We start from the raw sequence: 26,805 nt of genomic DNA on the forward strand, positions 1-26,805 counted from the left end.
GCGCACGGGTCCCAGCGAGCCCAGCCGCACGGCATCCCAGTCCGTCAGCGACTCCACCAGCCGGGGCATGTCCACGCGCTCCTGCAGCGCGACGTATTCGGCGGGCGAGGTGCACGTGAGGAAGGGGGCGAGGAGCGCTTCGCTGTCGCCGGCGGCGAAGTCGGGCCAGCCCGGCGGCAGGGCCTGCCCTCCGCACGAGGGCGGCTCTCGCGGGGGAGGCCTCGTGCTGGCCACTTCGGACGCGGGCGCCTGGCCCGCGCTCGCCAGCGCTGCGTCCGGGCCCAGCCCGCGGGCGCTGCGGCGGCGGTGCAGCCGCTCCTGCTCGCCCGTTTCGGCGGAGAAGGCGTGCTCGCCCGCCTCCGTGGAAGCAAGAGCGGCGGGCGTCTCGGGCGCGGGCGTACTGGCCACCGCTTCTCGCGACATGGAGAGCGCGCGGGGGCCCTCGGCGGTGCTGACAGCGTGTCGCGGCGCCAGAGTGACACAGCCGGTGGAGAGCAGCACGGCGCCCAGCAGCGCCGCCCACCTGCGCGCCCACGCCTCAGCGCGCATTGTCCACCCCCAGGCCCAGCGAGGCGAAGGCTCCCGGGCGCAATGCCCCGTCCGCCTGTTGGCGTTCACGAGGAAGCGCGGAAATTTGGACCGGGACGCCGCAGGTGTGCCGGGGGTCCGGCATCCCGGCCCGAGGGGGTGTCCAGCTCCCCGGCGGCTGGAGATCTCCTCGAGCGCGGCGGCCATGTCCAGCCCCGCCACGCAGGTGTGGATGAGCCGGAGCGTGCCGCGAGCGGTCTGCTCGAGCGCATTCCGCTCGCTCGGTTCCGGGCAGATCCATCGCACCTGGGAGGAGACGGGTCCGCGGACGGTCCGCTCCACCCACTGGGCCCAGGCAGTCTCGGAGGCCATCCGAAAGCAGTAGCACACTCCCAATCGAGCGACGGTGACACCGTGCCCACTGGAAAGTTCTCCTCAGTGTCAGCGGCCACGTTCTCCCGGACTGAACGCGGCGGTGGGAGGCAATTGCCGCCTCCCACCGGTTGAGACCGGGCCAGCTACCCGGTCAGGAGTTGCTCTTCCCCGAGGCAACCGCGGCGTGGTGCTGTGACGCCAGGGCCTTGCGCAGGAGCTCGGCGAGCTGCTGCACGAGCGGGGTGCGCAGCAGGGCGTGGTGGTTGCCGGGCAGCACGTGGCGCTCGAGGTTGCCGCCCACCACGGCCGTCCACCCACCGTCCTCGGGCTGGCCCGTGACTTCACCGGCCTTGAGCAGCAGCAGCCGCTGGGAGGAGGGACGAGCCATGTAGCGCTGGTTGGCGCGCAGGTTGCTCTCGAAGACACGCAGCAGGGTGCGCAGCTGCTCCAGGCCCACACCGGGCGGCAGGGCTCCGCTGCGCTCACCCACCTCCAGCACCCGGGCCAGCATCGCCTCCGGCTCCAGCGACTCGAGCTGCTCCCACTGCGGCATCAGCTCCGCGCCGAAGGTGCCCAGCAGGTCGCGCAGGAACAGGGCCGCCGCCGCGGAGGGCTTCAGCTCCGTCCAGTCCTCGCCCCGAGGCACGTAGGAGTCGATGAGGGCCACGAGCTCGACTTCCTCACCGCGCTGGCGCAGTTGGTGGGCCATTTCGTAGGCGATGACGCCACCCATGGACCAGCCGCCCAGCAGGTAGGGGCCGGCGGGCTGCACCGAGCGGATGGACTCCACGTAGAGGGCCGCCATCTCCTCCACGGAGGACAGCGGGGTGCTGTGTCCATCCAACCCCTGGGCCTGCAGGCCGAAGACGGGGCGCTCGGAGCCGAGCTGGCGTGCCAGCTCGGTGTAGCTGAAGACGTTGCCTCCCACGGGGTGGACGAGGAAGAGCGGCGTCTTCTCTCCACTGCCTCCCAGGGGGACGAGCGGAGACCAGGGCAGCGGGGCTTCCTGGCGCAGCAGTGCGGCCAGCAGCTCCACGGTGGGAGCCCGGAAGAGGGTGGCCAGCGGCAGCTCACGGCCAGTGGCCTCGCGTACGCGCGCCATGAGCCGCACGGCGAGCAACGAGTGGCCACCCAGCTCGAAGAAGTGGCCGCGCACGCCCACCGGTTGCACGCCCAGCACCTCCTCGAAGACGCGGGCCACCTTCAGCTCCAGCTCGTCGCGAGGCGCGAGGAAGGCCTGCGCGTGCTCCCGGTACGAAGCCTCCGGAGCTGGCAGGGCCTTGCGGTCCAGCTTGCCGTTGGGGGTGAGGGGCAGGGCCTCGAGGGTGACGAAGGCCGAGGGCACCATGTACTCGGGCAGGGAGCGCAGCAGGTGTGAGCGCAGGACGGAGGCGTCGGGCGAGTCGCCGGTGACGTAGGCCACCAGGCGCTTGTCGCCGGGCACGTCCTCGCGCACGAGCGCCACGGCCTGGCGCACCGAGGCATGCTGGAGGAGGACGGACTCCACCTCACCCAACTCGATGCGGAAGCCGCGCAGCTTCACCTGGGAGTCGAGGCGGCCCAGGTAGTCCAGACGGCCGTCGGGCAGGTAACGCACGAGGTCGCCCGTCTTGTACATGCGGCCCCCCGGAGTGCGGCTGAAGGGGTCGGGCAGGAAGCGCTCGGCGGTGAGGTCAGGCCGCAGCAGGTAGCCGCGCGCCAGCCCATCACCGGCGAGGAAGAGCTCGCCCGGGACGCCAGGGGGCACCAGCCGCAGGTGGCGGTCCAGTACGTACGCCTGGGTGTTGTCCAGAGGCCGGCCGATGGCGGGGCTGCGGCTCTCGTCGCGAGGCACCTGCTCGAAGGTGGAGTAGGTGGTGTCCTCCGAGGGCCCGTAGAGGTTGAGGACACGCTCCACGTGGCCCAGCGCGTAGAGGGAGTCGACGGTGCGCCTGGGGAGCGCCTCGCCGGCCAGGTTGACGGTGCGCACCGAGGGCGGCAGCCCGCCCATCCGCACCAGCTCTGCCATGGCGGAGGGGACGGTGTTGACGAGCGTCACCTCGTCGCGGCGAGAGAAGGAGGGCAGGTGCAGGGCGTTGGGGACGAGGAGCACCCGGCCGCCGCAAGAGAGCGGGACGAAGAGCTCGAAGACGGAGAGGTCGAAGCACACCGAGGTGGCGGCGAGCACGCCCTGCAACTCACTGGGGGCGAATGCCTTCAGCGCCCAGGAGACGAAGAGGGAGGCGCTGCGGTGGGTGATGGAGACGCCCTTGGGACGGCCCGTGGAGCCCGAGGTGTAGATGAGGTAGGCGAGGTTGTCCGCGTCGCAGGAGGAGGGCAGCGGCTCGTCGGACTGGGCGGCCAGCACCGCGTCCAGCTCTTCCAGCACGAGCGTCTGAGGACGCGTCTGGGGAAGGGCGGGGAGCACGCCGCGCTCGCTGATGACGAGGGCCGAGGACGAGTCCTCCAGCAGGTAGCCGAGCCGCTCGGAGGGGTAGTCCGCATCCAGCGGGGCGTAGGTGCCACCGGCCTTGAGGACGGCGAGCAGAACCACGGGCAGCTCCACGGTGCGGCGCAGGCAGACGCCGACGCGCACCTCCGGGCCCACGCCCAGCGAGCGCAGGTAGCGGGCGAGGCGGTTGGAGCGCCGCATCAGCTCGTCATAGGTGAGGGCGCGAGAGCCGTCGGCCACGGCGAGCGCGTGCGGGGTGCGCAGGGCCTGGGCCTCCAGTCGCGAGTGCAGCAGAGAGCCATCCCGAGGCAGCGCCCCTGGCGGATTCCACGTCTCCAGCAGCAGCCGCTCCTCGTCGCGGCCGAGCAGCGACAGCTCGCGCAGGGCGGTGTCGGGACGGGAGGAGAGGACGTCCAGCAGGGTTTCGAAGTGGCGCATCATCCGCGACACCGAGGCCTCGTCGAAGAGGTCGGTGTTGTAGGAGAGAGCGCCGCCGAAGCCGTCCGGGCCCTCGCTGAGGGAGAGGGAGAGTTCGAACTTGGCGGTGGAGTCCTCATGCTGAACGGGCCGCAGGGAGAGGCCCGGGAGGTGGAGTTCGCCGGCGGGGGTGTTCTGCAGGATGAACATCACCTGGAAGAGAGGGCTGCGGCTGAGGTCGCGAGAGGGCTGGAGGACCTCGACGAGCTTCTCGAAGGGGACGTCCTGGTGCTCGTAGGCGGCGAGGGTGGTGGAGCGAACCTGGGAGAGCAACTGGCGGAAGGAAGCGGCTTCGGACAGGTGCGAGCGCAGGACGAGGGTGTTGACGAAGAAGCCGATGAGGCCCTCGGTTTCGGCGCGGGTGCGGCCGGCGATGGGAGAGCCGACGGAGATGTCGTCCTGGCCGGAGTAGCGGGAGAGGAGCACCTGGAAGGCGGCCAGCAGGGCCATGAAGGGCGTGGAGCCTTCGCGCTGGCACAGGGCCTTGAGGGCCTCGGAAACCCGCTGGGAGACGCGCACCGGGAGGTGAGCGCCGCGGTAGGACAACACGGCGGGACGAGGCCTGTCGGTGGGCAACTCCAGGGCGGCGGGTGCGCCGGAGAGCTGCTGCTTCCAGAAGTCCACCTGGCGCTGGAGGACGGGGCCGCTCAGCCAGTCGCGCTGCCAGAGGGCGTAGTCGGCGTACTGCACCGGGAGGGCGGGCAGTCGAGCCGGCTGGCCCGAGGCGAAGGAGGCGTAGAGAGCGGCCACCTCGCGAGCCAGGATGGAGGTGGACCAGCCATCCGAGATGATGTGGTGCAGACCCAGCAGCAGCACATGCTCGGTGTCGCTCAGGCGCAGCAGAGAGGCGCGGAAGAGCGGACCGTGAGCCAGGTGGAAGGGCGTGAGCGCCTCCTCCTGGGCGAGCCGGAGGACCTCGGACTCGCGCTGGGACTCGGGCAGTGAGCCGAGGTCCACCATGTGCAGCGTGGAGAGCGGAGTCTCGGAGATGACCTGGACGGGGCCGTCCTGGCCGGGCTGGAAGGTGGTGCGCAACACCTCATGGCGCAGCACGAGCGCCTCGAGGGCCTGGGCCAGAGCGCTGGCGGACAGGCGGCCGGAGAGCCGGAGCGCGGAAGGCATGTTGTAGACGGTGCTGCCGGGCTCGAGCTGGTCGAGGAACCACAGGCGCTGCTGGGCGAAGGAGAGAGGCAGCGGACGGGTGCGAGCCGAGGGCTTGAGCGCGGGAGCGCGGGTGCGAGTGGCGGACTGGACGTGCTCGGCGAGGCTGGCCACGGTGGGGGCCTCGAAGAGGGCGCGCAGGGGCAGCTCCACACCGAGAGCGGAGCGGATGCGGCTGATGACCTGCGTAGCCAGCAGCGAGTGGCCACCGAGGGAGAAGAAGTCCTCCTCGGCACCCACGGACGGCACGTGCAGCACCTCGGCCCAGATGGAGGCCAGGGCGAGCTCGGTCTCCGTGACGGGCGCGCGTGACGCCTTGCGCGAGAGCGCCGAGGCCTCGGGGGCGGGAAGCGCCCGGGTGTTCACCTTGCCGTTGGGTGTGAGAGGCAGGGCGTCGAGCATGACGAAGGCGGAGGGCACCATGTACTCAGGCAGCGAGCGCTTGAGGAAGGTGCTCAGGTCCGCGGGGTTGAGCTCGGGGGACGCGCCACCCTCACCCCGTCCCTCTCCCGGAGGGCGAGGGGAAGTGGGCACGACGTAGGCCACGAGCCGCTTGTCGCCCGAGTCCTGGCGAGCCACCACGACGGCCTGGCGCACGGAGGGGTGGGCGCGCAGGGCGGATTCGATTTCGCCCAGCTCGATGCGGTAGCCGCGCAGCTTCACCTGGGAATCGAGGCGGCCGAGGAACTCGAGGGTGCCATCGGCCAGCCAGCGCACCTTGTCACCGGTGCGGTAGAGGCGAGCGCCGGGCGTGGTGCTGAACGGATCCGTGATGAAGCGCTCGGACGTCAGCTCCGGCCGGTTCAGGTAGCCGAGAGCCAATCCCTCACCACCGATGAGCAGCTCGCCCGGGACGCCCACGGGCACGGGCCGCAGCGAGGCGTCCACCACGTAGGCCTGGGTGTTGGCGATGGGACGGCCAATGGGCAGCGCGGAGACGGGGTGCGGCGGACACACCCAGGCCGTGCAGTCGATGCAGGCTTCGGTGGGACCGTACTGGTGCACGAGCCGGGCGCTCAGCGTGGAGACGAAGCGCGCGTGGAGCTCGTGGGTGAGGGGCTCACCGCCGCAGAAGACGAAGCGCAGGGACTGGCAGCGCTCGACGCCCGCCGTCTGCAGGAAGGTGGACAGGGGCGCGGGGCCGAAGTGCAGGTGGGTGATGGCGTGGCGCACCACCATCTGCACCAGGTATTCCGGGTCCCTCTGGCCACCGGGGCGAGCGAGGACGAGGCGGGCACCGGCCAGCAGCGGGGCGAACATCTCCCAGACGGAGATGTCGAAGCTGAAGGAGGCCTTCTGGAGGAAGGCATCCTGGGGCCCCATGGTGAACTCGCGCTGGCGCCAGTGCAGGTGGTTGACGGCGGCGCGGTGGGCCACCTGGACTCCCTTGGGACGGCCCGTGCTGCCTGACGTGTAGATGACGTAGGCGGGGCTTGTGGCCTCGGGCGCGGGCAGGACAGTGCCCTGGGGCGCGGGCGGCAGTGCGTTCAGCGCGTCGAGTGAATCCAACCGCAGGACCTGGGCCCGGGTGGAGGGCAGGGCCTGGAGCAGGGCGGAGCGGGTGACGAGCAGCGTCGCGTCACTGTCCTCGAGCATGAAGGCGAGGCGCTCGGAGGGGTACTCCGGATCCAACGGAACCCAGGCGGCACCAACCTGGAGGATGGCGAGGAGCGAGACGAGCATCTCCGGGGAGCGCTCGATGCAGAGGGCGACGCGCGTGCCGGGGCCGACCCCAAGCGAGCGCAGGTGCAGGGCGAGGCGCGTGGAGGCCTCGGAGAGCTGGCGATAGGTGAGGGAGCCGGACTCGGAGACGAGGGCGGTGGCCTCGGGCGTGCGCAGTGCCTGTTCCCGGACGAGCGAGTGGAGCGTGGCGTCGCGGGGGAAGTCGGCGCGCGTGTCGTTCCACGCCACGAGCACCTGCTGGCGCTCCTCGGAGGGGAGGAGGGGCAGGTCGCGCAGGGCGGTGTCGGGACGAGCGGCGATGGCCTCCAGGAGCACCTGGAAGTGACGCATCATCCGCGCCGCGGTCTGAGTGTCGAACAGGTCCGTGTTGTAGGTGAGCGTGCCGCCGAAGCCCTCCGGGCCCTCGTTGAGCGCCAGCGAGAGCTCGAACTTCGCCGTGGTGCCCTCGGGCTCCATGGGGCGCAGGGTGAGGCCAGGGAGCTGGACCTCTCCCGTGGGCATGTTCTGCAGCGCGAACATCACCTGGAAGAGAGGCGTGCGGCTCAAGTCGCGAGGAGGACGGAGCTCCTCGACGAGCTTCTCGAAGGGGATGTCCTGGTGAGCGAAGGCACCCAGAGTCGTCTCGCGCACCTGCTGGAGCAACTCGCGGAAGGAGGCGCCTTCGGACAGCCGCGCGCGCAGCACGAGCGTGTTGACGAAGAAGCCGATGAGACCCTCGAGCTCGGAGTGGCGGCGGCCAGCGATGGGCGAGCCGACGGAGATGTCGTCCTGGCCGGAGTAGCGGGAGAGCAACACCTGGAAGGAGGCCAACAGGGCCATGAAGGGAGTGACCCCCTCACGCTGGCAGAAGGCCTTGAGGGACTCGGAGAGCGCCTTGGGGAGGTGCACCTCGAGGAAGGCGCCGCGGTGGCTCTGGACGGAGGGCCTGGGCTTGTCGGTGGGCAGCTCGAGGGCGGCGGGAGCCCCGGAGAGCTGCTGGCGCCAGTAGGAGAGCTGCTGCTCGAGGGCGGAACCCTGCAGCCACTGACGCTGCCAGAGGGCGTAGTCGGCGTACTGCAGCGGCAGCTCGGGCAGGGGCGAGCGCTGGCCCGAGGAGAAGGCCTGGTAGAGGGCGGCTACCTCGCGCACGAGGATGCCCATGGACCAACCGTCGGAGACGATGTGGTGCATGGACATGGCGAGGATGTGGAGCCGCTCGTCCAGCTTGAAGAGGGAGGCGTGGAAGAGCGGGCCGTAGGCCAGATCAAAGGGCCGCATGACGGCCTGGGTGGCCAGGCGTTGGGCCTCGGCCTGACGCTCGGAGGGAGGCAGGGAGGAGAGGTCCACGAGCGTCAGCGGAAGAGCAGCATCGGGAGCGATGAGCTGGACGGGCTGACCGGACTCGGAGCCGAAGGTGGTGCGCAGGGCGTGGTGCCGGCGGACCAGCTCGGTGAAGGCGCGCTGGAGAGCCGCTTCGTCCAGAGCGCCTTCCAGGCGCAGGACGTAGGGCATGTTGTAGGTGGAGGAGCCCGGCTGGAGCTGGTCGATGAACCACAGGCGCTGCTGAGCGAAGGAGAGCGGCAGGGGGCCTGAGGTATTGGCCGGCGTGAGCGGAGGAGCCTGGAGCGAGGCGCCGGACCGGAGGGCCGCACCCAGGTGAGCCGCGAAGGAGGCGACGGTGGGCGCCTCGAAGAGGGCGCGCAGGGGCAGCTCCACCTGGAAGGCGGAGCGGATGCGGGAGACAACCTGCGTGGCGAGCAGGGAGTGGCCACCCAGCTCGAAGAAGTTGTCGTGGATGCCCACCTGCTTCACGCCGAGCACCTGGGCCCAGATGCCGGCCAGGCCCTTCTCCAGCTCGCTGGAAGGTGCAACGTAGTTGCTGGAGGAAGATAGAGCGCTCTCGGGAGCGGGAAGTGCCCGGACGTCCACCTTGCCGTTGGGCGTGAGGGGCAGCGCCTCGAGGGGAACGAAGGAGGAGGGCACCATGTACTCGGGCAGCGAGCCCTTGAGGAACGTGCTCAGGTCCGCGGTGTTGAGCGCGGGGGCCGTGGGCACGACGTAGGCCACGAGACGCTTGTCGCCCGAGTCCTCGCGAACCACCACGATGGCCTGACGCACGGACGCATGGGCACGCAGCGCGGTTTCGATCTCGCCCAGCTCGATGCGGAAGCCGCGCAGCTTCACCTGCGAGTCGAGGCGGCCGAGGAACTCGAGCTGGCCATTCTCCAGCCACCGCACCTTGTCACCGGTGCGATAGAGGCGGGCGCCCGGAGCCGAGGAGAACGGGTGGGGGACGAACTTCTCCGCTGTGAGCTCGGGACGCCCGAAGTAGCCGCGCGCCAGGCCGTCGCCGCCCAGGTACAGCTCGCCGGGCACACCGGGAGGAACCGGTTGCAGGTGGGCGTCGAGGACGAAGGCGGTGGTGTTGGAGATGGGCCGTCCGATGGGAACGGAGGTGGCCTGAGGCGCCACGGACTGGACGAGGTGCCAGGTGGCGAAGGTGGTGGACTCCGTGGGTCCGTAGACGTTGAGGAGACGCGCGGGAGGGCCGGCCTCGAGGACACGGCGGATGGAGAGCGCGTCAGAGGCCTCACCGCCGAAGAGCAGGTGGCGCAGGGAGGAGAAGGAAGACGGCGCGAGAGACGCGACCTGGTTGAAGAAGGCGGTGGTGAGGAAGAGGGTGGAAACGGAGTGGGCGCGGAGTGTGGCTCCGAGCTCGAGCGGAGCGAGGAGCTGCTCGCGAGAGAGGATGACGAGGCGAGCGCCAGAGAGGAGCGCGCCCCAGACCTCGAAGGTAGCGGCGTCGAAGGCGGTGTTGGACGCGTGAGCGACGCGGTCCTCGGACGTGAAGCGGACGTAGTCCGAGGAGAGGACGAGACGCAGGACACCGAGGTGCGGAACGGCGACACCCTTGGGACGCCCCGTCGAACCCGAGGTGTAGATGAGGTAGGCGAGGTTGTCGGCGCTGGCGCCCGAGGGAGGAGCGTGGCGAGGCTGCTGGGCGAGGGCCGAAGCCTCGGAGTCCAACAGGACGAGGCGAGCCGTGTGTGAAGGCAGCCGGGCCTGGAGGGACTGGCGGGTGACGAGGACGCGAGCGGAGGAGTCCTCGAGCATGAAGGACAGGCGCTCGGAGGGGTAGGAGGAGTCGAGAGGCAGGTAGACACCGCCAGCCTTGAGCGTGGCCAGCATGGCGACCACCATGTCGGTGGAGCGCTCGAGCAGGAGGCCCACCATCACCTCGGTGCCGACACCGAGGGAGCGCAGGCGCCAGGCGAGTTGGTTGGCGCGCTCGTTCAGCTCACGGTAGGTGAGGGAGTGCGCACCCTCCTGGACGGCGATGGCGTCCGGCGTGCGGGAAACCTGGGCCTCGAACTGGCCGTGGATGGAGCCGTGGCGCGGGTAGTCCGTCTGTGTCTGGTTCCACTCCACCAGCACCTGCTGGCGCTCGGCTCCGGTCAGCAGGGGCAGCGAGGACAGAGGCGCCTCGGGGCGCGAAATGAGCGCCTCGAGCAACACGCCCAGGTGGCTGGCCATGCGGCTGACGGTGTCGCGCTCGAAGAGATCCGTGCAGTAATCGAGAATGCCGGAGAAGCCCTCGGGGTTGTCGGAGAGGGAGAGGGTGAGGTCGAACTTGGAGGCGATCTCATCCGGCATCACCGGGCTCAGGGAGAGTCCCGGCAGAGCGATGGCCGATTGAGGCGCGTTCTGCAGCGCGAACATCACCTGGAAGAGAGGCGTGCGGCTGAGGTCGCGAGGAGGACGGAGCTCCTCGACGAGCTTCTCGAAGGGGATGTCCTGGTGGGCGAAGGCACCGAGCGTGGTCTCGCGCACCTGCTGCAGCAGCTCGCGGAAGGAGGAGACATCCGCGAGGCGGGCACGCAGGACGAGGGTGTTGACGAAGAAGCCGATGAGGCCCTCGAGCTCGGCGTGACGGCGGCCAGCGATGGGCGAGCCGACGCTGATGTCGTCCTGGCCGGAGTAGCGCGAGAGCAGCACCTGGAAGGAGGCCAACAGGGCCATGAAGGGAGTGACCCCCTCACGCTGGCAGAAGGCCTTGAGCGACTCGGAGAGCGCCTTGGGGAGGTGCACCTCGAGGAAGGCGCCGCGCTGGCTCTGGACGGAGGGACGAGGCTTGTCGGTGGGCAGCTCGAGGGCGGAAGGAGCCCCGGAGAGCTGCTGACGCCAGTAGGAGAGCTGCTGCTCGAGGGCGGCGCCTTGCAGCCACTGACGCTGCCAGACGGCGTAGTCCGCGTACTGCAGCGGCAAATCGGGGAGCGGAGAGGGCTGACCCGAGGAGAAGGCCTGGTAGAGGGCGGCCATCTCGCGCACGAGGATGCCCATGGACCAACCGTCGGAGACGATGTGGTGCATGGACATGGCGAGGATGTGCAGCCGCTCGTCGAGCTTGAAGAGCGAGGCGTGGAAGAGCGGGCCGCGGGCCAGATCGAAGGGCCGCATGACCGACTGGGAGGCCTGGCGGTGGGCTTCGCCCTGACGCTCGGCGATAGGCAGGGACGAGAGGTCCACGAGGGACAGAGGCAGGGACGCCGTGGGAGCGATGAGCTGGACGGGCTGACCGGACTCGGAGCCGAAGGTGGTGCGCAGGGAGTGGTGCCGGCGGACCAGCTCGGTGAAGGCGCGCTGGAGAGCCGCTTCGTCCAGAGCGCCCTCCAGGCGCAGGACGTAGGGCATGTTGTAGCTGGAGGAGCCCGGCTGGAACTGGTCGATGAACCACAGGCGCTGCTGAGCGAAGGAGAGGGGCAGGGGGCCTGAGGTATTGGCCGGCGTGAGCGGAGGCGCCTGGAGCGAGGCGCCGGACTGGAGGGCGGAGCCCAGGTGAGCCGCGAGGGCGGCGATGGTGGACGCCTCGAAGAGGGCGCGCAGGGGCAGCTCCACCTTGAAGGTGGAGCGGATGCGGGAGACGACCTGCGTGGCCAGCAGCGAGTGGCCACCCAGCTCGAAGAAGTGGTCGTGGATGCCGACACGCTCGAGGCGGAGCACCTGGGCCCAGATGTTGGCCAGACGCTGCTCCAGCTCGTTGCGAGGGGCGGCATAGACCGTCGTCGACAGCGAGGAGCTGTCGGGAGCCGGAAGCGCCTTGGTGTCCACCTTGCCGCTGGAAGACAGGGGCAGGGCCTGGAGGGAGACGAAGGCGGAGGGCACCATGTACTCGGGCAGCGAGCGCTTGAGGACGTCGCGCAGGGTGCCGGGGTCCACGGAGAGGCCCTCGTTGGGAACGAGGTAGGCGACGAGGCGCTTGTCGCCCGCGTCCTGGCGAAGCACCACGACGGCCTGGCGCACGGAGTCGTGGGCGCGCAGCGCGGATTCGATCTCGCCCAGCTCGATGCGGAAGCCGCGCAGCTTCACCTGCGAGTCGAGGCGGCCGAGGAACTCGAGCTGGCCGTTGGGCAGCCAGCGCGCCTTGTCACCGGTGCGGTAGAGGCGCTCGCCCGGAGTCGAGGAGAACGGGTGGGGGATGAACTTCTCGGCGGTGAGCTCGGGACGGCCGAGGTAGCCGCGCGCCAGGCCGACGCCACCCAGGTACAGCTCGCCGGGGAGGCCGGCGGGGAGCAGCCGCAGGTGCTCATCCAGCACGTAGGCCTGGATGTTGCGCAAGGGCCGGCCGATGGAGACGCGGCGAGGGTCCACCTCGTAGGCGACGGTGGAGGCGATGGAGACCTCGGTGGGGCCGTAGACGTTGAGGAGGCGGCGCCCGGGCTTCCAGCGGGCCGCGAGCTCCGCGGGCAGGGCCTCGCCGGCGGCGACGACGGTGTGGAGGCACTCGAGCTCCTGCGGCTCGAGGAGGGAGAGCAGGGCGGGCGTGAAGGTGCCGGTGTTGATGGCGTGCTCGCGCAGGAATTGCTGCAAGGGCAGGCCGGGAGGGAGCTGGTCGCGCGTGGCGAGGAAGAGCTGACCCCCCGAGAGGAGCGGGGGCAGCATCTCCACGATGGAGGCGTCGAAGCCGATGGAGGCGTAGGGCAGCACACGCGAGTGGGGCCCCAGCTCCATGTCGTCGATGGTTTCCAGAATGGTGTTGCAGAAGCCGCGGTGGCGCAGGAGGGTGCCCTTGGGGCGCCCGGTGGAGCCGGAGGTGTAGATGGCGTAGGCGAGGTTGTCGCCGTCCGGAGTCACCTCGAGGTCCGCATCCGGGAAGGACGAGAGCTGCTCGGACAGGGCCTCCATGCGGAAGGAGCGAACCCCGGCCTCCAGCGAGGAGTGGGTGAGCAGGAGCGAGGGACGAGCGTCGGAGAGGATGTAGGCGAGGCGCTCGCGGGGGAGGGACGGGTCGAGGGGGAGCCAGGCCGCGCCAGCCTTGAGGGTGGCGAGCAGGGCGATGACGAAGTCCGTGGAGCGCTCGAGGTGGAGCGCGACGAGGACATCCGGGCCGACGCCGAGGGACAGAAGGAGACGCGCGAGCTGGTTGGAGCGGGAATTGAGCTCCGAGTAGGTGAGCTGGGCGCTCGAGGACTGGAGGGCGAGGGCGTGCGGAGTGCGGCGCACCTGGGCCTCGAAGAGCCGGTGGACGAGCGGATGCTCGGGCAGCTCGCGGGAGCCGGAGTTCCAGTCCACGAGCAGCTGCTGACGCTCGGCGTCGGTCAGCACCCGCGGGTGCTTGTCTGAAGAGAGGAGGGGCAGATCGCTCAGGCGGGCGTCATGCCGCAGGGTCAGTCCCACCAGGAGCTCGCACCAGCGTGTCAGCGCCTGGTGCAGCAGGGCGGAGTCGAAGCGGGTCGAGTCGTACGTCGCGCCGAGCTGAAGGCGAGCGCCTGGGATGACGGTGAGCGTGAGGGGGAAGTTGGTCTGTCCGCTGGGGGCGAGCAGATCCCGGATGTTCAGAGAGGACGCCTGGCGCTGGAGGGACTCGTCCAGCGGGTAGTTCTCGACGACGAGGAGGGACTCGAAGAGAGCAGTCGCGCGAGGCAGGCCGCTCACCGCGTGAATGGAGACGAGCGACGCGTGCTGGTGCTGCTGCAGCTCGAGCTGCTGCGAGCGCAGTTGGTGGAGCCAGGGCAGCAGCGGCGAGGACGGCTCGGGGATGCGGACGCGGACAGGGAGGGTGTTGATGAAGAGGCCCACCATGGACTCGACGCCCGGGAGCTCGGGGGGCCGGCCAGAGACGGTGAAGCCGAAGAGGACATCCTTCTCGGAGCTGTAGAGCGAGAGGACGAGCGCCCAGGCCGCCTGGGCCAGCGTGTTGAGGGTGAGCTGGTGCTGACGCGCGAAGGCGCTGATGGCGGAGGTGGTCTCGGAGGTGAGGCTCAGCTCGAGCGTCTGCGCGGTGGGCTGCTGACCCTTGACCGGTGAAGCGTGGGTGTCGGCCGGAAGGGGCGTGGGCGAGGAGAAGCCGGCGAGCATGGAGCGCCAGAAGGACTCCTCGGAGGCCGGGTCGTGGCGCTGCAGCCAGGAGATGTAGTCGCGGAAGGGCGGGCGAGCGGGGAGCTGCAGCGGCTTGCCGGAGCAGAGGACGTCGTAGGAGGTGAAGACGTCCTGCATGAGGGGGCCGATGCTCCAACCATCCAGGAGGAGGTGGTGGTAGCTCCACAGCAGGCGCCAGGTGTCGTCCTGGAGGCGGATGGCCGCCAGGCGCATGAGCGGGGCGCGAGCCAGGTCGAAGCCCTTGCGCTTGTCCTCGAGGAGGAAGGCGTCGAGGCGCGTCTTCTGCTCGTCCGCGGAGAGGTGCCGCCAATCATGCTGCTGGAAGGGGACGGTGGCGCGCGAGTGGACGAGCTGCAGGGGCGTGTCGAGCCCCTCCCAGAGGAAGGCGGTGCGCAGGCTGGTGTGGTGGTCGAGCGCGGTCTGCCAGGCCTGGAGGAAAGCCTCCAGATTCAAGGGGCCGTCGATGCTCCAGGAGAGCTGCGAGAAGTAGACGTCCGCCTCCGGCGTCAGGAGGGCGTGGAAGAGAATGCCTTCCTGCAGGGGCGTGAGGGGATAGAGGTCCTCGGTTGAAGCGGCGTGGCGTGCGAGGATCGAGTCGAGGGTCTGCTGCGAGATGCGCGCGAGCGGGAAGTCGGAGGGCGTGAAGCGGCGCGTGTCGTCGGAGTGACGCAGCGAGATGAGGGCTCGCAGGTGCGCGAGGTAGCGCTGGGCGAGGCCCTGGATCGTCGACGCGTGATGCAGGTGGGTGCTGTAGGTGAAGGCGAAGTGGAAGCGTCCCTCGAGGACGGAGCCATTCACCTCCAGGGGCTGCATGCGGCGGGAAGACGGTGCAACGGAGGCGCCGGTGGGCTCGCTGGAGAGGGAGAAGAGGGTGCTCGCGGCGGCGGAGGCATCGAGCTGGCCGAGGTAGTTGAAGGAGACCTGCGGCGCGGGGAGTGCCCGCAGCTTCTGGGAAAGCGCCTCGGGTCCCATCCACTGGAGGATGCCGGCGCCAATGCCGTGGTGCGGGAGCTGGCGCAGCGAGTCGCGCACGGAGCGCAGGCCGTCTCCCGGAGAGCCGCCCTGGGGAATGGAGAGCAGCAGGGGCGTGAGGGAGGTGAACCAGCCGATGGTGCGGGAGAGGTCCACATCCGGGAAGATCTCCTCGCGGCCGTGGCCCTCGAGCGACACGAGGAGGCGAGGCTGGCCCGTCCACTCCGAGAAGGTCTGGACGAGCGCGGTGAGGAGGACGTCGTTGATGTGCGCGCGCCAGGCGGCGGGCACCTCCTGGAGCAGGAGGCGGGTTTCGTCCGCGTCGAGAGAGACGGAGACGGTGGTGGCGGAGGCGTAGGTGTTCTCCCCGGACGCGTCCGTGGGGAGGGGCTTCACGAGGGAGCGAGCTTCATCCAGCCAGAGGGGCGCCTCGGCGGCGAGCGCCTCGGAGGAGGCGTACTCGGAGAGGCGGCGCGCCCACGTCTGGAACGAGGAGGACTTGGGCGGCAGCGTCACCTGCTGACCCTGCTGCAGCTGGAGGTAGGTGGCCTCGAGGTCCTCGACGAGGATGCGCCAGGACACGGCGTCCATGACGAGGTGGTGTGCGCAGAGGAAGAGGCGCTGGGAGTCACCGAGGTGGAACAGCGCCGCGGTGAGGAGGGGAGGCCTGGAGAGGTCGAAGCTGGCCTGGAGGCGAGCGGCCTCGGCCTCGAGGGCCGCGGGCTGAGCGGCGCGAGGCAGCGAGGACAGGTCCACCTGGAGGAGGGTGGGCGCGGCTTCGGTGCCAGCCAGGTGCTGCTGCCAGCGTCCCTCGACGGACGTGAAGCGGGCACGGAGCGCATCGTGGTGGACCACCACATGGCCGAGCGCCTTCTCGAGGAGCGGCGCGTTCAGGGACTGACGCACCTCGAGGAGCAGGGACTGGTTGAAGTGGTGGGCGTGGGCGGTGTCGTGCTCGAGGAAATGCCGCTGGATGGGGGTGAGGTGCACCTCGCCCGTGACAGGACCCTGCTCGGCCAGTGAGCCCGAGGTGTGCTCGGCGATGCGGGCCAGCTCGGCGATGGTCTGGTTCTGGAAGAACTGGCGAGCGGAGAGGGCAATCCCGGCCCGGCGCGCGCGGGCGATCACCTGGAGGCTGATGATGGAGTCACCCCCCAGCGCGAAGAAGTTGTCGTGGATGCCGACGCGCTCGACGTTGAGCACCTGCGTCCAGATGTCGGCCAGGCGCTGCTCCAGCTCGTTGCGGGGAGCGGCATAGGCCGTCGCCGGCTGGAGCTTGGAGGCCTTGGGCGCGGGCAGGGCCTTGCGATCCACCTTGGCATTGGAGGTGAGCGGGAGGCTCTCCAGCGCCACGAAGGCCGAGGGCCGCATGAACTCGGGGAGCCGCTGCGCGAGGAAGGCCCGCAGCGAGTCCACATCGGTGAGCTGATGCCCCGGAGGAGGAACGACGTAGGCGACGAGGCGCTTGTCGCCGGGAGAGTCCTCGCGGACGAGGGCCACGGCCTCACGCACCTCGGGGTGCGCGAGGAGGGCGGCCTCCACCTCGGCGAGCTCGATGCGGTAGCCGCGCACCTTCACCTGGTTGTCGATGCGGCCGAGGAAGCTGAGGACGCCATCGGGACGCCAGCGCGCCAGGTCACCGGTGCGGTAGAGGCGCGCACCGGGCTGGGAGGAGAAGGGATTGGGGATGAAGCGCTCGGCGGTGAGGTCCGGGCGGGAGAGGTAGCCGCGGGCCAGGCCATCGCCGCCGATGTAGAGCTCACCCGGGATGCCCACGGGCACGGGCTGCATGTGCGCGTCGAGCAGGTACACCTGGGTGTTGGCGATGGGCGTACCGATGGGCACGGAGTCACCGGGCTGCTCGGGATGCGTCATCCGGAAGCAGGAGGTGAAGAGGGTGCTCTCGGTGGGGCCGTAGCAGGCCGTGACGGGAATACGCAGCTGCTCCAGGACGCGGCGGACGTGCGGAGCGGAGACGACGTCACCACCGGTGAGGAGCTGGCGCAGACCGCGCAGGCTGTCGAGCTTGTGGTCCACGGCCTGGGTGAAGAGACCCGAGGTGAGGTGGAGCGTGGTGACGCCGTGACGCTGCAGCACCTGCGTCAGCAGCTCCAGGTCGCTGGGGGACTGGGGCGGGAAGACGACGAGCCGCGCGCCGTACACCAGCGGTCCCCAGACTTCGAGGGTGGAGGCATCGAAGGAGATGGGAGCGAGGAGGAGGAAGGTCTCCTCGGGGCCGAGGTGAGCGTAGGTGGCGCCGTGCAGCAGGCGCAGGACGGAGCGGTGCTCGATGGCGACGCCCTTGGGCCTGCCGGTGGAGCCGGAGGTGAAGTCGACGTAGGCGAGGTTGTGCGAGGTGACGCCGGAGTCCGGAGCGGACGTGGGCAGGCCCTCGAGGCTCAGCTCCTCCCAGAGGAGGCAGGGCAGGGAGTCGGAGACGGGGAGCTGCGAGCGCAGGGCGCGAGAGGTGAGCAGCAGCCGGGGCGGAGCGTCCTCCAACATGAAGGCGAGGCGCTGGGCGGGGTAGGAGGCATCGAGCGGGAGGTAGGCGCCGCCAGCCTTGAGAATGCCGACGAGGGAGACGACGAGCTCCAGGGAGCGCTCGAGGCACAGAGCGACGAGGGAGTCGGGCCCCACGCCGTGCGAGCGCAGGAGGTGGGCGAGCTGGTTGGAGCGCGCGTCCAGCTCACGGTAGGTGAGGCGCTCGTCACCGAACTGGACGGCGATGGAGTCGGGACGCAGGGCCACCTGCTGCTCGAAGAGGTGGTGGATGCAGGCCTCGGTGGGGAAGGACGAGGCGGTGGCGTTGAAGTCGACGAGCACCTGCTGGCGCTCGGTCTCGGTCAGCAGCGGCAACAGCGCCAGCGGCTTCCCGGGAGCCTCCACCACCTGCCGCGCCAGGACGGCCAGGTGCTCGGCCATGCGCGCCGCGGTGGACGGCTCGAACAGCCCCGTCGCGTACTCGAAGTTGCAGTGCAGCCCGTCGCTCTTCTCCAACACCTCGAGTGACAGGTCGAACTTCGTCGTATCCGAGTTGATCTTCACGCCGCTCATCCGCAGCGAGGCCATCTCGGCCTGCGGCGGGGGGACGTTGATGACGTTGAGCACCACCTGGAAGACGGGCGAGCGGCTGGGCTCTCTCCGCACCTGGAGTGCCTCCACCAGACGCTCGAACGGGAGCTCCTGGTGGGCCAGGGTCTCCAGCGAGGCGCGCCGCACGCGCGTCAACAACTCGCGGAAGGACGGCGCCCCGCCCAGCGAGGCCCGCACCGCGAGCGTGTTGACGAAGCAGCCGATGAGCTCTTCCGTCCCCGGGTAGTGACGGCCGGCCGAGGGCAGACCCACGGCGAAGTCCTCCTGGCCGCTGTAACGGTGCAGCAGCGTCTGGAAGAGCGCCATGATGACCATGAAGGACGTGGAGCCTTCACGCCGTCCCAGGGCCAGCAGCGGCTCGGAGATCTCTCGCGGCAACACGAAGGGGAGCAGGGCTCCCTTCTGGGACTGGACCGCCGGACGGGGCTTGTCGGTGGGCAGCTCGAGGGGCGGAACGCCCGCGAGCCGCTGCTTCCACCAGGTGAGCTCCGATTCCAGCACCCCGCCTTCCAGCCACTTGCGCTGCCACACGGCGAAGTCCGCGTATTGCAGCTTCATGGGCGGCAGCGGCGAGGGCTGACCGTCGCAGAACGCGGTGTAGAGCGGCACCAGCTCCTTGGCCAGCACCATGGAGGACCAGGCGTCCGAGACGATGTGGTGGAAGACGAGGTTGAGCAGGTGCTCTTCCGCATCCACCCGCACGAGCAGGGCGTGCAGCACCGGGCCCTTCTCGAGGTCGAAGGGAAGCAGCAGGTGCTCGCGGCACAGGCGGAGGGCCTCGGTCTCCCGCTCCTCGAAGGTCGGGGCGCTCGGCTCCACCAGGGGCATGGAGAGGGTGCTGTCCGGGTGGATGATCTGGACGGCTGCGTCCTCGCCCAGGGCATAGGTGGTCCGCAGCACCTCGTGGCGGCGCACCACTTCCTCCAGGGCGGCGTGGAGGGCGGCCACGTTCAACGGGCCACTCATGCGGTACGTGACGCCGTTGTTGTACGCCACGCCCATCGGCTCGAGCTGCTGCAGGTACCACAGCCGCTGCTGAGCGAAGGAGAGCGGCAGGGGCTCGTTCCTCGGCGCGCGCGGAATGGGCGGAGGCGTGGAGGCCCCCCCCGTGGTCGCGACTGGCACGACGGTGTTCGCGGGGCGCTCCGTCTCGGCGGGGCGCTTCGTGCGGGCCGGGGGTGCGCTCATGGGCTCCAGGCTGCCGTCGGTCCGCATGCGCACGTAACGGCCGGTGCGGTAGAGGCGCTCGGAGGCGCTCAGCGGATGCGGCACCCAGCGCTGGTGATCCTCACGCGAGGGGCGCCACAGGTTCTGCGGCAGACCGGCGCCGTACAGCGCCAGCTCGCCCACGACTCCGGCCGGCACCGGCTGCTGGGCCTCGTCCAGTACCCAGCGCTGCACTTCCGCGGGCAGCTCCTCGTCCGGCGCGCGCGGCACCAGCGAGCCGTCCGCCACCACACTCCGTCTCAGCACCGGCACCCCGGCCGCGTCCTGCAGGGCCCGGGCGAGCTCGGCGGAGCTCTCCTCCAGCACCAGGGCCTTGAGCGGCGCGAGGGCCTGCCGCGCATCGGGCAGCTCCGACAGCGAGCGGGCCAGCCGCGCCGAGGCGTGCATCAGCACCTCGCCCGAGCTGCGCGCCAGCTCCACCAGGGCGTCCATGCCCTGCCGGCTCTCCACCAGCACCTGTTGCTGACGCCCGGCGGCGAGCTCCTCGCTGCGCTGGCGCACCTCCGCCAGCTTGCGCAACCCCTGCATCACCACCGGGGTCTCCAGGCCGAAGTCGATGAGGCACGCCACCTCGTCCACGTCCGCCAGGCGCACCACCTCCAGGCGCTTCACGCCGCTGTCCACCGAGCCGATGAGGCCCGCGTGGTAGGCGTAGTGCTCGAAGCCGCGCTCCAGGATGGCCTGCACGTCGGCCTCGGGCACCTTGGCGATGTCACCCTTGAAGCCCTGCAGGGACGCCAACGACGCGATGATGTCCACCGAGCCGCGGAAGTAGCCCAGCAGCGGCTTGTGCACCGTCTCCAGCACCTCGCGGTCATCGTCGCCGATGAAGGTGTGGAGCATGACGGTGATGTGGCCGCGGCCCGGGTGGCCATTGCGGCGCCAGGCCTCGCGGTAGAGGCCCACCTTGGCCCTCAGCTCCTCGAAGCTTTGGGACATCATGGCGGTGAGCACACCGGCGCCCAGCTCACCGGCCAGGCGGAACGTCTCCGGATTGGAGGTGGCCGTGAGCCAGATGGGCAGCTCGCGCTGCACGGGCAGCGGGCGCAGGCCCACCTCCACGTCCACGCCACCACCGCCCTTGCGCTTGAGCTTCTCGCCGCGCCAGACGGCCCGCAGTGTCTTCAGGTTCTCCAGCAGGATGGTGCGCCGGTTCTCGTAGTTGTGGGGCGCGTACGAGAAGTCCTGCGCGTGCCAGCCCGTGGCCACGGACACGTCGACGCGTCCGTTGGAGAGGTTGTCCACCACGGACCACTGCTCGGCGACCAGGAGCGGATCATGCAGCGGCAGCACCACGCTGCCAGCGCGCAGGCGCAGGTGGCGCGTCACCGCCGCCACGGCCGCTGAAAGGACCGCCGGCTGGGGATAGATGCCGCCGAACGAGTGGAAGTGACGCTCGGGCGTCCACACGGCGGAGAAGCCATGGGCGTCCGCGAACTTCACCCCCTCCATCAGCAGCTCGTACTTGGAGCCGCGCATGGAGTCCTCGTCATTGGCGAAGTACATGACGCTCAAGTCGACCGCGCGCGAGCGGACGTCGCCGCCACGCAGGTGCAACAGGCCCGCCGACACCTCCTGGGAGGGGAAGAGCACGCGCAGGCCTCGCGACAGTGCCCACAACCACTCCAGCTCCGGGCGCTCCACCGCGCTCTCGGCGGCGGCCAACCAGGTGCCGCCCTCGGCCGGCTTCAGCCGCGCATCCAGGGTCTCGAAGAGGTTCAGCAGGCCCCCCTGGGTGAGGACCCACGCGGGTTGCGAGGCACCGGCGGGCAGCAGCCAGGCCGGATCCTCTGGACGCGGGGAGTCCTCCGCCCAGGCCACAGCCGAGGCGTCCTCGAGAGCCTCCACGTACAGCACACGCGAGGGCTCCAGGCGCTGGGCGGTGACGAGTCCGCGCCAGGTGATCAGCACGGGCGCGCTGGCGCCTTCGGGAGCGTACTGGGGCAGGCTTCCGAGCTCGGAGGGGCCCAGGGTCATGACGGAGGCGCCGGCCTCCAACACGCCCCAGAGGGCCAGCAGCTTCTCGGGAGAGGGCTCGAGGCAGACGACGACCGGCTCACCGCGCTTGACGCCCAGGGCGAGCAGGCGGGAGGCCAGACTCCGGCTGTGGGCCCGCAGCTCGCCCAGGGTCCAGGTCCGCCCGTCGCGCACGACGGCCACGGCCTGGGGAGCGCTCTCGGCGCGGCGCGCCAGCACCTCGCGCACGGTGGGTGCGGAGGGCAAGGAGGGCAAGGGCCGGGGCTGGAGCCACTTCTTCTTCTCCTCCCCGGTGAGCAGGGGCAGGCGGGAGATGCGCTCGTCCGGCTGGGCCATGCCCGCGGCCAGCAGCACCTGCAGCTGCTCGATCATGCGGCGAGCGGTGGACGCGTCGAAGAGCTCGGTGGCGTACTCCACCGCACCGTGGAGCTGGCCGGGCACCTCGCGGAACACCAGGGTGAGGTCCGACAGCGTGGCGCCCCACTGCACGGGGCCGTCCGGCACGTCGATGAGGCTGGCACGCAGGCCGGGCAACTGCTGCGAGTCGCCGGCCGCGTTGCTGTGGAGCACGAAGATGCTGTCCGTGATGCGGCCACGGCCGATGTCGTGCTGGGGGAAGAGCTCTTCGATGAGCTGCTCGAAGGGCACATCCGGGTGGTTCTGGGCACCGAGCAACACCTCGCGCACGCGGCCGAGCAGCTCCCGGAAGGTGGGGTCACCACCCAGGTCCGTGCGCAGCGCCACCGAGTGGGCGACGTAGCCGATGAGGGACTGGAGCTCGGGCTGGGTGCGGTTGGCGATGGGGGTGCCGACGACGATGTCCGTCTGTCCGCTGTAGCGGTGCAGCAGGGCCTGCCAGGTGGCCAGCAGGATGACGAAGGAGGTGAAACCCTCGCGGCGGCCGAAGGCCACCAGCTCGTTGGCGAGCGCGGGAGGGAAGTCCGCGGACATGCGCTCGGAGGTGAGGGGGCAGGAGGCGGGCCGGGGCCTGTCGGTGGGCAGGTTCAACCGGCGGGGCATGCCGGCGAGCTGCTGGCGCCACCACTGCTGCTGCTCGGCCAGGAGGTTCTCGCTGACGCTGCGGCGCTGCCAGTGGCCGAAGTCGGCGTACTGCACGGGCATGGGCGGCAGCGGCGAGGGCTTTCCTTCGCGCATCGCCACATAAACCGCCGCCATCTCGTGGACGAAGATGGTGATGGAGAGCGTGTCGCTGACGATGTGGTGGATGCCGCCCACGAGGATGTGCATGTCCTCGCGCAGGCGCAGCAGGGTGGTGCGGAGCACGGGACCCTTCACCAGGTCGTAGGGCCGAGCGGCGTCCTCGCGAGCCAGGCGCAGGGCGTCGGCCTCGCGCTGCTCGGGAGTGCCGTCGAGGACGAGCACTTCCAACGGCACGTGCACCTTCGCGTGGAAGCGCTGCACGGGGCGGCCGTCGACGATGTCATAGGTGGTGCGCAGGGCCTCGTGGCGCTGGACGACCTCCTGGATGGCGCGCTCGAGCAGCCGCGCGTCCAGAGTGCCCTCCAGGCGGAGGACGAAGGGGATGTTGTAGGCGGACAGGCCCGGGAGGTACTGCTCCAGGCGCCAGGTGCGCTCCTGCACGTAGGAGAGCTTCAGCTCGCCGTCGCGGGTCAGCGGCGCCAGCTTCAGCGTCTTCTGTTGCTGGGTCTTCTGCTGCTGGGGCGCGGACTGAAGCAGGTCCTCGATGCGCGCGGCGATGCCGGCGACGGTGGGGCTGTCGAAGAGGTCCGCCAGCGGGAGGTTGACCCCGAAGGTGTCGCGCATCTGCGTGAGCATCTGCGCGGCCATGAGCGAGTTGCCGCCGAGCTCGAGGAAGCTGTCGTCGCGGCCGACGTGCTCCACGCCCAGGCGAGCGCGCCAGAGGGCGGCCACGCGCTCCTCGATTTCACCGCGAGGCATGTCCTCGCGCACGGGGGCAGGAGCCTCGGTGGGAGCGGCCGCCGGGGCCGCATCGGGGCGCGCGAGGGCCGGCGTGACGGTGGTGGTGGCGGGCAGGGCGGGAGCCATGCCAGGCACCGCATCCACCCAGCACCGCTTCTCCTGGAAGGGGTAGGTGGGGAGGGAGAGGCGCAGACGCCGCTCGCGGGCGTAGAAGGCCTTCCAGTCCATGGGAAGGCCCTGGGCCCACATGTCGCCCAGCGCCTGCAGGAAGACGGCGTGCTCGGAGGCGGAGCTGCCCTGGCGGCGCAGCGAGGGCAGTGCCTTCACCTTGCCGCTCTTGCCGTCCACGTTGGCGCGCACCAGGGCGGTCAGATCCTGCCCCGGGCCCACTTCCAGCAGCAGGCTACAACCCTCGCTCAGGAGGGTTTCCACGCCCGAGGCGAAGCGCACGGGCTGGCGCATCTGGCGGGCCCAGTAGCCCGGGTCCGTCACCTCTTCAGCCGTGGCCCAGGTGCCGGTGAGGCTGGAGACGAGCCGCCCCGTGGGCGCCGAGCGACCCAGCGAGGTCACCACCCGCACCAACTCGGGCATGAAGGGCTCGACGTCGGCGGAGTGGAAGGCATGGGCCGCGGGCAGCCTCAGCGTGCCCACCTCGCGGCGCTTGAGCTCCTCCATCAGGCGCTCCACCTCGGGGATGGGGCCGGAGACGACGCAGCGGCCGGGAGCGTTGAGGGCGGCCACGGACAGGCGGCCGGAGAGCAGCGGACGCACCTCTGCCTCGGAGAGGCCCACCGCGAGCATGGCGCCCGGAGCCATGCCCTCCATGAGCCGGCCGCGCGTGACGGCCAGCCGCAGTGCGTCCGCGAGCGAGAAGACGCCCGCGAGGCAGGCGGCCACGTACTCGCCATAGCTGTGGCCCAGCAGGGCGTGAGGCGTCACCCCCCAGCCCATCCACGTGCGGGCCAGCGAGTACTCCACGGTGAAGAGCGCGGGCAGGGCAACGCGGGGGTGAGACAGCAGCTCCTTGGCCGAGGCCTCCTGGTCCGGCTCCGGCAGCAGCAGCGAGCGCACCTCGTCGCGCAGCGGTGCCTCCAGCAGGCCGAGGCACATGTCCACGTGCGCGCGGAAGTCGGGCTCGGCCTGGTACAGCTCGCGGCCCATGGCCACCTGCTGGGCACCCTGGCCGGGGAAGAGGAAGGCCACGCGCAGGCGGCGGCCCGCCTCCACGTCGTCCAGCTCTACTGCCGCTCCGGGCTTGCGCAGGCGCTGCACCAGCTCGGCCGCGTCCTTGGCCACCACGGCCCTGCGGTGCTCGAAGCCCCTGCGGCCCAGCGCGTGCGTGTACGCCATGTCCGCCAGCGTCAGCCGCGGGTTGGCTTCCACGTGCGCCGCGAGCTGGGCGCCCTGTGCGTCCAGCGCCGCGGGCGTGCGCGCCGACAGCAGCACCACCTGGTGGGGACGGAGGCTCGGCTCGCTGTGCTGCTCGGGGGCCTCCTCGAGGATGGCGTGGGCGTTGGTGCCGCCAATGCCGAAGGAGCTGACTGCCGCGCGCCGCGGCACCGGGCCGCGCTTCCACTCCCGCAGGGCAGTGTTGACGAAGAAGGGCCCCGCGTTGAAGTCGATGGAGGGGTTGGGCTGCTCGAAGTTGAGGCTGGGGGGAATCTCCTCATGGCGCAACACCAGCGTCGCCTTGATGAGGCCCACCAGGCCCGCCGCGGTGTCCAGGTGGCCGATGTTCGTCTTCACCGAGCCGATGGGAATGGTGCCCTTGCGCTCGGCGCCCAGGTTGTAGACGCGCTGGAGGGCGGAGATTTCCAGCGGATCGCCCAGCGGCGTACCGGTGCCATGGGCCTCGACGTAACCGATGTCCTCGGGCCGCAGGCGGGCATGCTCCAGGGCCTGCTGGATGACGGAGGACTGCCCCTGGACGCTGGGGGCGGTGTAGCCGGACTTGTGGTGGCCATCGTTGTTGATGGCCGATCCCTTGATGACGGCGTAGATGGAGTCCCCATCGCGCTGGGCATCGGACAGGCGCTTGAGCACCACGGCGGCCACACCGTTGCCGGCGACGGTTCCCTGGGCGCGAGCATCGAAGGCGCGGCAGTGCCCATCCGGCGAGAGGATCATCCCCTCCTGGTAGACGTAGCCCGTCTTCTGGGGGAGGAAGAGGTTGGTGGCGCCCGCGAGGGCCACGTCGGACTGGCGCTGGCGCAGGCTCTCACAGGCCATGTGCACGGCGACGAGGCCCGTGGAGCAGGCGGTGTACACCATGAGGCTCTCACCGGTGAGCCGCAACTTGTAGGAGGCCTTGGTGGCCATGCCCTGGTGGGAGGCATTGGTGCCCGCCTCGAAGAAGGCAGCGGGATTCAGCGGCACGTTCTTCCGCACCAGATGCAAGTAGCCGGAGTCCGAGGCACCCGCGTACAGCGAGATGCGGCCCTGGGTGCGATCCGGATCCACCCCGGCGTCCTCCAGGGCGCTCCAGGCGGTCTGCAGGAAGAGGCGCTGCTGGGGGTCCATCCACTGTGCTTCACGCAGGGAGATGTCGAAGAAGCCGTGGTCGAACTTGTCGGCGTCCGCCAGCACGCCGCCCGCCGGGACGAACTGGGGGTGCTGCCATTGGAACATGCCCTCGGGGAGGTCGGAGAGCGGCTCCAACTCCTCCGGAGCGAAGCGGGAGATGGACTCCACGCCCTGGCGCAGGTTCTGCCAGAACTCCTCCACGGAGCGAGCGCCCGGGAAGCGGCCGGACATGCCGATGATGGCGATGTCCTCCGGGCCGGAGCGCTCGGCGGCACTGGCCTCCTGTTGATCTCGGGGAGCTGGAGCCTGCGGGGTCCCCGAGTCGATGCGACGGGCCAGGTCGCTGATGGTGGGGTGCTCGAAGAGCCAGGTCATCTGCACTTCGCGCCCCAGCACCTCGCGCATCCGGGCCGCGACCTTGATGACGGACAGGGAGGTGCCGCCGAGCTTCTCGAAGAAGTGGTCATCGACGCCCACGTCCTCGAGGCCCAGCTCCTGGGACCAGATGGAGACGAGCTGCCGCTCCAACTCGGTGGTGGGCTCCACGAAATGGCCGGCCCGGCCGGAGGAGGAGACGTTGGGAGGAGGAAGGGCCTTGCGATCCACCTTGGAGGTGGAGGTGAGGGGGAGGGCCTCGAGGCGGACGAGCGCCGAGGGCAGCATGAAGTCGGGCAGGCGCTGCTTGAGGAAGGAGCGCAGGGCCGAGGTGTCGAGCTGCGGGGAACCGCTGGTGACGTAGGCGACGAGGCGCTTGTTGCCGGGAGAGTCCTCGCGGACCACGGCCACGGCCTCACGCACCTCGGGGTGGGCGAGGAGGACGGCTTCCACCTCGGCCAGCTCGATGCGGTAGCCGCGCAGCTTCACCTGGTTGTCGAGGCGGCCGAGGAACTTCAGCACGCCATCGGGACGCCAGCGGGCGAGGTCGCCGGTGCGGTAGAGCCGCTCACCGGGCTGGGAGGCGAAGGGATTGGGAACGAAGCGCTCGGCGGTGAGGTCCGGGCGGGAGAGGTAGCCGCGGGCCAGGCCGTCGCCGCCGATGTAGAGCTCACCGGGCACGCCCACGGGCACGGGACGCAGGTGCGCGTCGAGCAGGTACACCT

Annotated in this window: 1 protein-coding gene and 1 pseudogene; both read right to left on the reverse strand. The window is 70.4% G+C overall.

The features are described 5' to 3' along the window. Positions 1-549, reverse strand: a pseudogene (locus AC16DP_RS26410) (hypothetical protein); the annotation flags it as partial. 505 nt (positions 550-1,054) lie between these two features. Then, on the reverse strand, positions 1,055-26,805 hold a 25,751-nt coding region (locus tag AC16DP_RS26415; protein WP_483956880.1), incomplete at its 5' end, for a non-ribosomal peptide synthase/polyketide synthase.

It is taken from the genome of Archangium sp., from assembly GCF_057119385.1.